The organism is Methylobacterium sp. PvP105 (genome assembly GCF_017876975.1).
Taxonomy (GTDB): domain Bacteria; phylum Pseudomonadota; class Alphaproteobacteria; order Rhizobiales; family Beijerinckiaceae; genus Methylobacterium; species Methylobacterium radiotolerans.
Genome location: NZ_JAGIPA010000001.1, coordinates 990494 through 1002957 on the forward strand (window position 1 = coordinate 990494; position 12464 = coordinate 1002957).

Genomic DNA, 12464 nt, shown 5'->3' on the forward strand with positions numbered 1-12464 from the left:
GAGCGGCCTCGGGCGGACGCTAGTGCCGCCCGCGCGTCAGGCGCCGAGCCTTGGGGGTCGCTCGATCCGGAGCGGACGCGCGTCGACGTTCCCGTCCTCTTGGACGATCAGGACCCGCTCGAACGGGGCGTAATCCAGAGGCATGCCCAGCCAGGCCGCCGCCGGCAGCGCGGCCTGGCAACCGAGGGTGCAACACGGCGACGGGCAGGCCGGGCGCTTCGAACGGTGCCGGTGCCCCGGGCAGCCGTCATCGCCGGCGGTCGCGGCCGGCGCGTCCTGGGAACCCGCATGAAGCCCGGCGTGCCCGGGAACATCCGGACCGTCGTGGCTCCGCGGCGACTGCGCGTGACGTGCGTGGGGCATCGCCCCCGCGACGTCGGCAAGGGCGCGGTCGGCCGCCGCGGCAGGCCGGCCCATCGTGCACGGCGCGGCCGGCGCGATGGCCAAGGCCAAAGCGAGCACGGCGAGCAGAAATGTGCGCACGATGTTCAATGATCAGGGCCCCGGCCTAATCTTGGGAGACATTGGCACGCCGCGTCGGAAGCGGCAATCCATCGCGACGATCTTACGCCTTCGAAGGACATTCTGTTGGATTTGCGCAACAAGCCAGGTTCGGGACGGCTGTCGCAGGCGCGCCGGCTTGCGACGACCCAGCTGGTGGAGCGCGAACGGGACCGGCGGCGACGCGGCGATCAGTGCGTGTGGTCGTGCGGAGCGGCCGCATCCGGGGCCGGCGCCGTCCCGGCCTTGCCTGCGGCTTCAGGCGTGGCTGGACCGCCCGCGGGCACCTGAACCTGCCCTTGGCCTTGCTCGTGGCCATGCTCTTGGCCGTGGGCGTGGTCGTGCGCGGCGGCATCCGGAGCCGGGCTCATCCCGGACTTGCCCGCGGCGGCATCGGGCGTGGCCGGACCGTTCACAGGCGCATGGTCGTGCTCATGGACATGGTCGCGGCCATGCTCATGAGGAGGGCCGCCGCCTCCGGGGTGGACGTGGTCGCCCGATTTCGGGAGCGCCATGACACCCAGGCCATAGCGGTAGACGTTCTCGCCGCCGAGCCAGCCCGTCACCGCGAGCGTCCCGGAGCCCCCGGCGAGGAGCGCCAGCAAAACGATGCCCGCGCCGGCGCCTTTCCGGCGCTCGGACCACGCTACGCCTCCGGCGACGAGGAAGATCAAGGCGGTGGCGACGGCCCAGCGGAGGTGGACTGTCATGTTCTCGTGCGAGGCCGCGTCGTGCGCGACGGTGTTGTAGGCCGACCAGCCCGTGGCGAGGGTCGCGACCGTGACCGCGATGCCGATCGCGAGGTTCCAGCGGGCGGCCGTCGTGAGCGCGTCTCCGAGCGGCGCTGTCCTGAACAGGGTCCCTGCGGCGAACAGCACGCTGGCCGTGATGAGGAGGGCGACCGTGAAATGGACCGCGACCGGATGCCAGTTCGGGATCACCTCGATCATGACCGTACTCCCAGGAAAGCGTGGATGGCGGGACGCCGGTCGCCGCCCGGACCGGTTCGAATGCGGGATGGGTGTCGAGCGGGACGTCGCGCTTAGGCGAGCCCGCCGCCGTCGCCGGATCTCGGGAGCGGCACCCTCTCGGATGCGGCCTCGGATGACCGATCCTCGCATACGTGTGCACCCCGGGAGGGAGGCTCGGGAGCCCCTGGCCCGTCCCTCTCGTCGTACCCGGCGCGGGTCTAAGAACGGCGCCAAGGCTTGGCAATATTTCGCCGCACATGCCTGTCGGTGGGGGCATGCCCAGGGCGCTGTAACCTTTCGGACCTCGCTTGCGGACTACCCTTCGAGCGGTGGCGGCGGTCTCATGTCGCCTTCGGGCGACCAGCCGCGCGACGCGGACCGCCGGACGACATGCGCGCCCACCCGGCGTGGCGCGGCGGTCGCGAAGGGCACTGCGGGTGGCGGACGATGCGACGTACTTCGAGCTTTGGCCCGGCATCCATGAACCGGCTCGTACAGCCCTGGTGACACAGGCGGAGGAAGAGCTGCGTGGGCTGCTCATCGCCAGCCTCGGGGGAAGCGCGGTCGACTACCGGCGCTTCCTCGTGCGCCTGGGTGCGCATCTGCGTGCGTACTACAAGGGCAAGCTGGTCCGCTCCGGGCAGAGCGATACCGAGGCGGAGGATCTCGTCCAGGAGACCCTGATGGTGATCCACACGCGCAGGCATACCTATGACGTCGCGCAGCCGGTGACGCCGTGGATCCATGCGATAGCCCGTTACAAGCTCATCGACCATCTCCGGCGCACGCGCTCGTCCACGACGGACGTGCCGGTCGAGGATGCGGGCGTGCTGGTGGCCCACGACGACCACGTCGCGGTGGAGAGCTCGCTCGACGTCGAGCGCCTCCTGGCGCACCTGCCGGCCAAGATGAGGAACGCGATCCGGTCGACGAAGGTCGAGGGACTGAGCACCGCCGAGGCGGCCGAACGCTCCGGCATGACCGAGACCGCGGTCAAGGTGAGCGTACATCGCGGCCTGAAGGCCCTGACGAACCTGGTGGCGGGCAAGGCGAGATGAAGACCGACGAACTCATCGGCCTCTTGGGGAGCAGCTTCGAGCGCGAGCCGGTTCGGACCCCTTGGATGACCCGCCGGCTCGGGCTCGCGGTGGCCGTCGGCGCCGCGGCCGCGCTTTGCCTGGCACTCGTGGTCCTTGGCGTGCGCCCCGGCCTGATGGAGGCCAGGCCGCTGCTGTTCCTCGCGTTCAAGTTCGCGTTCGCGGCCGCGGTCGGTGGCCTCGCGCTCCGGTATCTGGTCAGGGTGGCCAGGCCGGGCGGCGAGAGCCGCGTCCACCTTGGGGTCGCTGCCCTGCCGTTCGTCGCGGTCGGGGCGCTCGCGGGGGCGAGCCTGTCGATGACCCCGCGCGAGCATTGGCACGGCTTGATCTCGGGCCACACCTGGCTCGAATGCCTCGTCTCGATCCCCTTGATCGCCGTCGTGCCGTTCGCCGTCGTCACGTGGGCGGTCCGGCGGTTCGGGGCGCCGACGGACCTCGTGCGGGCGGGGGCCCTGGTCGGCCTCGCCTCGGGCGCGGTCAGCGCGCTCGGCTACTCCTTGCACTGCATGGATGACACCGTGCCGTTCGTCGCCGTCTGGTACGGGGGCACCCTCGCGCTGTGCACGCTGGCGGGCGCGCTACTGGGTCCGCGCCTGCTGCGATGGTAGCGAACCGACCCGGAGCCTCTTCCTAACCCCTCGCCAGTCGACGATGGAGACGAGCCACCGCGCTAGTGGCCGCGGCACATCAAAAATTCTCGTAGCTCCGTAACCATGGGCTCGGGACGCACGGATCTAAGGAGACGAGCAGCAGGCTCCCGAACAAAAATCGAGTTCGCCATGAGAACCAAGATCGTTCCTGTCTTCACTGGCCTCGCGATGCTTGCCGCCTTACCAGGTCACGCGCTCGCGGGATGGATGGACAACGTCCCGTCCCGCTTCATACCCCAGACGCATCGGACGCCACCCCATCCGGTTGAAGCGACGGACGTCGGCTCGACGACCGGGTCGCTCACCGAGATGACTCGCCGTCCTTCCAACCGCAAGCCGGTTCGGCCCGCACGCGACTACTGAGACTATGGGCGCCCTAACAGGTTGTTGAAAAAGTCCAGAGAGGTAGAAGTTGGGCCTCCATCTTGTACAGCCATATGGACACTCAACCTACCAGCAGTAAGTCGCCTCTATCTTCTGAGGCGCTTTTCGATTGTTTTAACAATCTGTTAGTGGCGGAGATCTCAGCGCACTACCTGCCCTCGGAGTTTGCATAGGGTGCAGGCGTTGTGAAAATGGGAAATAATGCATGACTTGCAGAACAATATTCTGCAAGTCATGCCCCAACCATTGATAGAGATCAATCTTCACGTAGTTTAGGCCTCTATTTCGGGTCTGGACGGGTTTTTATCGGGAAAATATCCAAAGCGGTTCTGCATTTTAACCCACTCGGCAACGATCAGATCCTAGGCTCTGTCCCGGAGCAAACCCAAGGCTATGAGCGCTTATTGCCTTTGCCGCCCTCGATCATCGAACGTATCCGCGCTGCCATGGTCTCAATCGCGAACGGTTTCGTCAGCACCGCCATGCCCGGCGCAAGGTGTCCATTGCCGAGGATGGCGTTCTCGGCATAGCCGGTGATGAACAGCACATTCAGGTCGGGTCGGGCGACGCGTGCGGCGTCCGCCATCTGCCGCCCGTTCATACCGCCGGGCAGGCCGACGTCCGTGACCAGTAGGTCGATGCGCACGTCGGACTGCAGCACCTTGAGACCCGCCGCGCTGTCGCCGGCCTCGATGGCCGTGTAGCCGAGGTCCTCCAGGATGTCGCTGACGAGCATGCGCACGGTGGGCTCGTCATCGACGATCAGCACGGTCTCGCCCTGCTCGGAACGCGGCAGGTCGGTGACGGGGTTCATCCCCTCGTCCTCGGCGACCTCGCCATAATGGCGCGGCAGGTAGATGCACACGGTGGTCCCTTGTCCGACTTCCGAGTAGACGCGCACCTGTCCGCCGGATTGCTGAGCGAACCCGTAGATCATCGACAGGCCTAGCCCCGTGCCCTCGCCGATCGGCTTGGTCGTGAAGAACGGCTCGAACACCCGCGCCACGATCTCCGGGGGCATGCCGGTGCCGGTGTCCGTCACGCAGATCGACAGGTATTGCCCTTCCGGCATGTCGTGCTGCCGGGCGGCCCGCTCGTCCATCCACTTGTTGGCCGTCTCGATGATGATGCTGCCCCCGTCCGGCATCGCGTCGCGAGCGTTGATGCAGAGGTTGAGCAGGGCGTTCTCAAGCTGCGGCGGATCCACCAGCGCCGGCCACGCACCCGTCGTACCGACCACTTCGACGGCAATCGCCGGTCCGACGGTGCGCTGGATCAGCTCCTGCATGCCGGAGACGAGCCGGTTCACGTCGGTGGGCCTGGGATCGAGCGTTTGGCGACGCGAGAACGCAAGGAGACGGTGGGTCAGCGCGGCGGCGCGCTTGGCCGCGCCCTGGGCCGCCGTCATGTAGCGGTCCACGTCCGTGAGCCGGCCCTGCTGCATGCGCGTCTGCATCAGCTCCAAGGAGCCGGAGATGCCCGCCAGCAGGTTGTTGAAGTCGTGGGCCAAGCCCCCGGTCAGCTGGCCGACGGCCTCCATCTTCTGGGATTGCCGGAGCGCCTCCTCCGCCAGCCTCAGGGCTTCTGCCTGGTCCTTCTCGGCGGTGATGTGTCGCCCGCTCGCGTAGATCAGCTCGCCTTCCGGCGCGGCGACCCAGGAGATCCAGCGGAAGCCCCCTTCCTTGTGGCGGTAGCGGTTCTCAACGGTGGGAAGGCTATGGACGCGGGCATGCTGCAACGCCTGGTTGGTCAGCCCCTCGTCGGCCGGAACGATGAATTCAAAGACCGTCCTGCCCAGGACATCCTCAGCCGTCCATCCAAGGATAACCGTGAAGGCTGGGTTCACAGCTTGAAAAACGCCCCGGCCGTCGATGACGACCTGAATGTCTTGGGTGTTACGCCAGAGCCGATCACGCTCCTGGGTGCGTTCGTGAACCTGCTGTTCGAGAGTTTCGTTGAGCTTGAGCAGTTCCTGCTCAGCATGCTTGCGACCGGTCACATCGTTGAAGAAGATCGCGATCTGGCGGTCTGCGGGATCACCGACCCGGATGGCCCGCACGTCAAACCACCGGCCGAACGCCGCGGCGTAATTCTCGAAGTTGGCCGGCTCGCCGGTCAGGGCGACGTGCCCATAGGTTTCGAACCAAAACCGTTCCAGGTCCGGTGCGAATTCCGTCACCCATTTGCCGCGCAGATTGACCCCGGCCTGACGCTCGAAGGCGGGGTTGGCTTCCAGGAAGCGATAATCCAGCGGGCGGTCGTCGGTATCGAACCGCACTTCGACGATGGCAAATCCGGTGTCGATCGTGTTCACGATCGTTTTGAGACGTTCCTGGCTGGCGTGCAGGCGTTCCGTGCTGTCGGCCTGTTTGGCCGCCAGCACCGCGTTCTCGCCCTGCAGGCGGGCTACCTGCGCGAAGTCTGAGGTGACGTCGTACTGGCTGGCGAAGAAGTAGGCGACCTCGCCCTTGGCGTCCTTGACCGGGGCTAGCAGCAACTGGTTCCAGAACGGCGTGCCGTCCTTGCGGTAGTTGTAGATCGCGATCTCGATCCTTTCGCGTGCCGCCACGGCGTTGCGGATGCGGGTCACGTCATCCGGATCGGTTTTCGGACCCTGCAGGAAGCGGCAGTTATGGCCGACGATGTCCGTGCGGTCGTACCCGGTCAGGCGGCAGAAGGCGTCGTTGACGAAGATGATCGGGTTGTCGTGCTGGCGCGGGTCGGTGATGATCATCGGCATGCGCGTCGCCCGCACGGCCGCCGCGAACGGGTCGGTGAGATCCTTGCCGCCAGCGATCTCAGCGAAGATGCGGCTCGTGTCACGACGGACCGTTTCGGTGGTCGCCGGCGTCGAGGTCGGGCGGTCTTTGTCCATGATACGGCCGGCTGTACCAGACATAGCGTTGGCCTCAATAGCTGCGCTTGGAGACGCTCTTGGAGCGGCCTGGAGGGTTGTTAGATCACCACAGGCAGAGGGAATGTGAGAGGCCACCGCCGCCACGCGGCTGACAGGGGGCCTCCTCAGGGTTTGCAAAGGGTCGGAAGGAGGCCCTCGCTGCGGGTACCGAACGTCGGATTTAGGCCACTTGCTGTCGGGGGGATATCGCTCGCTGGCAAGGCGGGACGGGCTTGGCGTCGGGAATGGGCGCGCGAGATCTGGGCGGCCCAGTCCATGCCGCGACCATTCCGCATGGTGGACGGACCGCCGTCGACCTTCCGCCCGGACCGAAAAGCTGGCATCGTGGATCCGTGAACTTCTGGCTCGCCCTGAGGCGGCTGCTCCCGCTGCTCGCGGTTCTCAGCCTCGCCCTGACGCCGGTGGCCGCCCCCGCGGCCGTCGCGGGCATGCGCGCGTCCGTGATGGCGCAGGCAGGCGTCGGGCACGAGGCGATGCCGGCCGTGGACCCCGCCGACATGGCGGCCATCGACATGGCCGAAATGCCTTGCTGTCCGCCCAAGAAGACGGCGAAGCCCGATTGCGCGAAGGCGGGTTGCCCGTTGCTGGCGCTCTGCCTCGCGGGCATCGCTTCGCTCCCGCCGGCCGCGATGTCCGTCCCGGCGCCGGTCGCGACGCGGACGAGCCGGTCGTGGCCCGATGCGGCGTCCTTCGCCAGCGTGCACGGACCGCCGTTACCCGAGCCTCCCCGAGCCTGAGCCCGATGCCGCCGGCGTGAGCGCCGGCACGATGCCGCGCGTCCGTGCGCGGCCGTCCATCGCGTTCAGGAGACCACACCCGTGACCAAGGATCCCTTCGCGCGCGCCCTCGCGGTCGCGCTGCTCGCTGTCGCCCTACCGGCCCCGACGCTCGCCGGCATCAGGGACTACCAGTTCCAACTCGTCCAGCCGGAGGCGAAGGTCGGGGACGCCGTCCTCGCCGTCCGGCTCGTCGACCGGCGCACGGGCAAGCCGGTGACCGACGCGGTGATCTTCGCCAAGCGCCTCGACATGGCGCCGGACGCCATGGAGGAGATGGCCACCAAGGTCGAGCAGGTCCCGTCGACCGAACCCGGCATCTACCGCTTCAAGGCGCATCTCGGGATGCAGGGCCGCTGGCGCCTGTCGCTGGCCGCCAAGGTCCAGGGCGAGACCGGAACGGTCGAGGACGACCTGATCGTCCAGGCCGCGAAATGAGCCGGTCCGCGTGGATTGCCGGGGCCCTCGCCGCGCTCGCGGCCGGGGCCGCCGGGTACGGGGTCGGGCATGACGGCCCCGCACTGTCGGCGCTCGCCGGCCGGGTGGCCTCGGGCCTGCCGCCCGCGCTCGCCGAACGGGGTCGCGACGGGCTCGCGCGCCTTCTGCCCACCACCGCGGGTCCGGCGAGGGCCGTCCCGTCGGGGCCGGTCGTCTATTACCAGGACCCGGACGGGAAGCCGGCCTACTCGCTCGCGCCGATGGTCACCGCGGACGGACGTCAGTTCCGGGCAGTCCGCGCCAGCGAGGACGTCCGCTTCGATGGCGAAGCGGTCGAGATCAAGCCCGGCGACGCGCCGGGCCACGGGATGTCGGCCCCCGACATGGCCGCCCGCGGGAGGGCGGAGGGCAGCCAATCGGACGGGTCGGCCAAGCCCGGCTCCGGCGACCGGCGCGTTCTGTACTACCGCAATCCGATGGGCCTGCCGGACACCTCGGCGACCCCGAAGAAGGATTCGATGGGGATGGACTACATCCCCGTCTACGCGGGCGAGGACGAGGGCGGCAACGTCGTGACCGTCTCCCCCGGCAAGGTCCAGCGCACCGGCGTCCGGACCGAGACCGTGGAGCGGCGGGTGGTGGCCCAGCCGGTGCGCGTGCCCGGTACCGTCGCCCTCGACGAGCGGCGCGTGACGGTCATCGCGACCCGGTCGGACGCGTATGTCGACCATGTCGAGGACGTCACGACCGGCGACCGCGTCCGCAAGGGCCAGCCGCTGGTCCACATCTACTCCCCCGACATCAACGCCGCCGCCGCGCAACTCATCGCCAACCCCGGCTTCGACGGAGCTCGGCGACGCCTGCAGAACCTCAACGTCTCCGAGGCCGTCATCGACGAGATGGAGCGCACCCGGAAGGTGCCGATGGCCATCACCTGGTCGTCGGCCCGGGACGGCGTGGTGCTGCAGCGCTCGGCCGTCGAGGGCATGAAGGCCGCGGCCGGCGACACCCTGTTCCGGATCGGCGACATCTCGGTCATGTGGGTGCTGGCCGACGTGCCCGAACGCGACCTGGCCGGGGTCCGCGTCGGACAGGCCGTGACCGTGCGCCTGCGTTCGGCACCGGGCCGGACCTTCTCGGGCAAGGTCGGGGTGATCTATCCGCAGGTGAACCCGGACACCCGGGCCACGCGGGTGCGCATCGAGCTGCCGAACCCGGACGGCACGCTCCTGCCGGACATGTACGCCGAGGTCGAGATCGCAACGGGGGCGGGCAAGCCCGTCGTGGCGGTGCCCGACGACGCGGTCATCGACACAGGCGCACGGCAGTTGGTGCTGCTCGACAGGGGCGGCGGGCGCTTCGAGCCCCGCGCGGTCAGGGTCGGGGTTCGCGGCACGGGCTACGTCGAGATCCGCGACGGCGTCGCCGCCGGCGACCGGGTGGTCACGTCAGCGAACTTCCTGATCGACGCCGAGAGCAACCTGAAGGCGGCGCTGCAATCCATGGCGGCCCCGAAGGCGGATGACCGGCAGGCCGCGAATGTGGAGGGCAAGCCATGATCGCGCGCCTGATCGGCTGGTCGGCCCGCAACCTCGTCCTGGTGCTGGTCGGCACGGCGTTCGCCGTGGCGGCGGGTGTCATCGCGCTGCGCACCCTGCCCCTCGACGCCATCCCGGACCTCTCGGACGTGCAGGCCATCGTCTACACCGAGTATCCGGGCCAGGCGCCGCAGGTCGTGGAGGATCAGGTCACCTACCCGCTGACCACCGCCATGCTGACGGTGCCGAAGGCGAAGGTGGTGCGCGGCTTCTCGTTCTTCGGGGTGTCCTTCGTCTACGTGATCTTCGAGGACGGCACCGACCCGTACTGGGGCCGCTCCCGGGTGCTGGAATACCTCAACGGCGCGGCGAGCCGGCTTCCCGCGGGGGTGACGCCGACGTTGGGCCCCGACGCGACCGGCGTGGGCTGGGTCTACCAGTACGTGGTGGTGGCGCGTGAGCGGACGCTCGCCGAGCTCCGGTCACTGCAGGATTGGGTGATCCGCTTCGGGGCCTCGCGCGCCGAGGGGGTGGCCGAGGTCGCGGGCGTCGGCGGGTTCGTCAAGCAGTACAACGTCGTCGTCGACCCGAACCGGCTGCGCGCCCAAGGCATCAGCCTCAACAAGCTGCGGGACGCCATCCGGGCGAGCAACGCGGATGTCGGCGGCCGCACGGTCGAGCTCTCCGAGTTCGAGTTCATGGTGCGCGGGCGCGGCTACCTAAGAAGCGTCGCCGACATCGAGAACATCGTTCTGAAGACCTCGGGCGGCACGCCGCTGCGGGTTAGGGACGTCGCCCGGGTCGAGCTCGGACCGGACGAGCGCCGCGGCATCACCGAGATGAACGGCGAGGGCGAGGTCGCGGGCGGCATCGTGTTGCAGCGGTTCGGCGCCAACGCCCTCACCGTCATCGAGAACGCGAAGGCGAAACTCGCCGAGGTCGCCAAGAGCCTGCCCGCCGGCACCGAGATCCTGCCGGTCTACGACCGCTCGCAACTCATCGACGCGGCCATCGAGACGCTGCGGGGCACGCTCGTCGAGGAGAGCGTCGTCGTCTCCCTCGTCTGTATCGTCTTCCTGCTGCACGTCCGCAGCGCGCTCGTCGCCATCCTGATGCTGCCTGTCGGCATCCTGATGGCGTTCGCCGGGATGAAAGCGCTCGGAATCGGGGCCAACATCATGTCGCTCGGCGGCATCGCCATCGCGGTGGGCGCCATGATCGACGCCGCCATCGTGATGATCGAGAACGCGCACAAGCACCTGGAGCGGGCGGCGCCGGGCAGGCCGCGGGTCGAGATCCTGGTCGCGGCGGCGGCGGAGGTGGGCCCGTCGCTGTTCTTCTCGCTCCTCATCATCACCGTGAGCTTCCTGCCGATCTTCACCCTGGAGGGCGAGGAAGGGCGGCTGTTCGGGCCCCTGGCCCTCACCAAGACCTTCGCCATGGCGGCGGCGGCGCTCCTGTCGGTGACCCTGGTGCCGGCGCTCATGGTGCTGTTCGTGCGGGGACGGATCGTCCCGGAGCATCGCAATCCGGTGAACCGGCTCCTGATCTGGCTCTACCGGCCCGTCATCGCGGGGGTGCTGCGGGCGCGGCTGCCCACGATCCTGCTCGCCCTCGGCGTTCTGGCGGCGACGGTGTGGCCGGCGCGCCAGCTCGGATCGGAGTTCATGCCGGAGCTCGACGAGGGGACGCTGATGTACATGCCGACGACGCTCCCGGGCATCTCGGTGACCAAGGCCGGCGAGCTTCTCGCGACCCAGGACCGCATCATCAAGTCGTTTCCCGAGGTCGCCTCGGTCTACGGCAAGGCGGGGCGCGCCAACACCGCGACCGACCCCGCGCCGATGGAGATGTTCGAGACCATCATCAGCCTCAAGCCGAAGGCGGAGTGGCGCCCGGGCGTGACGCTCGCGAGCCTGAAGGCCGAGATGGACGGGGCGCTGCAGTTCCCCGGCGTCTCGAACGCCTGGACGCAGCCGATCCGCGCCCGCATCGACATGCTGTCGACGGGCATCCGCACCCCGGTCGGCATCAAGGTGCTCGGGACCGACCTCGGCGCCATGGAGAAGGTCGCCCGCCAGGTCGAGGCGGTGGTGCGTAAGGTCCCGGGCACGTCGAGCGCCTACGCCGAGCGGGTCGTCGGCGGCTACTTCCTCGACATCGCGCCCGACCGCGAGGCGCTTGGCCGCTACGGCCTGACGGTCGGCGACGTGCAGGACGTCATCGCCACGGCGCTCGGGGGGCAGAGCGTCACCAACACGGTCGAGGGCCGCGAGCGCTACACCGTCAACGTGCGCTACCCGCGCGCCTTCCGCTCGGATCCCACGACCATCGCGGGCGAGGTGCAGGTGCCGCTGCCCGCCGGCGGGACGGTGCCGCTCGGCGAGGTCGCGAAGGTCGAGCTCACCCGCGGACCCACCTCGATCCGGACCGAGAACGGCCAGCTCGCGGTCTACATCTTCGTCGATCTCACCGGGCGCGACCTCGGCGGCTACGTGGCCGATGCGCGTGCCGCGGTCGACGGCGAGGTCGCGCTGCCCCCGGGCACGACGCTGCAGTGGAGCGGGCAGTACGAGTACCTGGAACGGGCCGAGGCGCGCCTGAGGATCGTGGTGCCGCTGACGCTGCTGGTCGTGTTCCTGCTGCTCTACCTCAATTTCCGCCGCCTGACCGAGACGCTCATCGTCATGCTCTCGCTGCCGTTCGCGCTCGTCGGCGGCGTCTGGCTGATGTGGTGGATGGGCTTCAACATGTCGGTGGCGGTGGCGGTCGGCTTCATCGCGCTCGCCGGCGTCGCGGCCGAGACCGGCGTGATCATGCTGGTCTACCTCGACCACGCCCTCGACGAGGTCCGGGCCGGGTGCGTGCGCGAGGGACGCCCGCTCACGAGCGAGGACCTGCGCCGGGCCATCATGGTCGGCGCCGTCGAGCGGGTGCGGCCCAAGATGATGACGGTGGTCGCCATCATGGCGGGTCTCCTGCCCATCCTCTGGAGCACCGGCTCGGGCTCCGAGGTCATGCAGCGCATCGCGGTCCCCATGATCGGCGGGATGGTCTCCTCGACCGTGCTGACCCTCGTCGTGATTCCGGCCGTCTACGCCCTGGTGAAAGGGCGCGGGCTGCCCCAGGCCGCCGCGGAGGCCGGGGAGGATGCCCGGGTGCCTCTGGCGGCTGAATGAGGAACGAACAGGA

The 12464-nt window shown here is 68.8% G+C and carries 10 protein-coding genes; 7 read left to right on the top strand and 3 right to left on the bottom strand.

What is annotated here, in order from left to right:
- Window positions 1-36: 36 nt before the first annotated feature.
- Together J3A75_RS04680 and J3A75_RS04685 are read right to left on the bottom strand one after the other, a co-directional pair.
- A complete protein-coding gene (locus tag J3A75_RS04680; protein WP_238247621.1) occupies window positions 37-483 on the bottom strand; it encodes a hypothetical protein in 447 nt (148 codons plus the stop codon).
- Between the two features lie 209 nt (window positions 484-692).
- On the bottom strand, window positions 693-1451 hold the full coding sequence (locus J3A75_RS04685; protein WP_122160845.1) for a DUF2231 domain-containing protein: 759 nt from the start codon (window positions 1449-1451) through the stop codon (window positions 693-695).
- A gap of 524 nt (window positions 1452-1975) precedes the next feature.
- Here J3A75_RS04685 and J3A75_RS04690 point away from each other — a divergent pair.
- From J3A75_RS04690 to J3A75_RS04700, 3 genes are all read left to right on the top strand, one after another.
- Window positions 1976-2530 carry a sigma-70 family RNA polymerase sigma factor gene (locus tag J3A75_RS04690; protein ID WP_163006228.1) on the top strand — a complete coding sequence of 185 codons (555 nt, stop codon included), beginning with the start codon at window positions 1976-1978 and terminating at the stop codon, window positions 2528-2530.
- Window positions 2527-3177, top strand: a complete 651-nt coding sequence (locus J3A75_RS04695; protein ID WP_122160843.1) for an NrsF family protein — start codon at window positions 2527-2529, stop codon at window positions 3175-3177. Before J3A75_RS04690 ends, J3A75_RS04695 begins: the two co-directional genes overlap by 4 nt.
- A gap of 171 nt (window positions 3178-3348) precedes the next feature.
- Window positions 3349-3582 (top strand): hypothetical protein, encoded by a 234-nt coding sequence (locus J3A75_RS04700; protein WP_163006053.1) that lies wholly within the window; start codon window positions 3349-3351, stop codon window positions 3580-3582.
- Window positions 3583-3994: 412 nt separating this feature from the next.
- Here J3A75_RS04700 and J3A75_RS04705 read toward each other — a convergent pair whose 3' ends face one another.
- Window positions 3995-6478, bottom strand: coding sequence for a PAS domain S-box protein (locus J3A75_RS04705; RefSeq protein ID WP_238247620.1), 2484 nt, complete (start codon window positions 6476-6478; stop codon window positions 3995-3997).
- A 374-nt stretch (window positions 6479-6852) separates the two neighbouring features.
- Between J3A75_RS04705 and J3A75_RS04710 the strand changes: the two genes are divergently transcribed.
- From J3A75_RS04710 to J3A75_RS04725, 4 genes are all read left to right on the top strand, one after another.
- Window positions 6853-7257, top strand: coding sequence for a hypothetical protein (locus J3A75_RS04710; protein ID WP_122160841.1), 405 nt, complete (start codon window positions 6853-6855; stop codon window positions 7255-7257).
- Between the two features lie 81 nt (window positions 7258-7338).
- Window positions 7339-7734, top strand: a complete 396-nt coding sequence (locus J3A75_RS04715; RefSeq protein WP_122160840.1) for a FixH family protein — start codon at window positions 7339-7341, stop codon at window positions 7732-7734.
- Complete coding sequence (locus tag J3A75_RS04720; protein WP_122160839.1) at window positions 7731-9293, top strand: efflux RND transporter periplasmic adaptor subunit; 1563 nt, start codon at window positions 7731-7733, stop codon at window positions 9291-9293. Before J3A75_RS04715 ends, J3A75_RS04720 begins: the two co-directional genes overlap by 4 nt.
- Window positions 9290-12451 (top strand): efflux RND transporter permease subunit, encoded by a 3162-nt coding sequence (locus J3A75_RS04725; protein WP_209649741.1) that lies wholly within the window; start codon window positions 9290-9292, stop codon window positions 12449-12451. The genes J3A75_RS04720 and J3A75_RS04725 overlap by 4 nt, the downstream gene beginning before the upstream one ends.
- Window positions 12452-12464 lie beyond the last annotated feature (13 nt).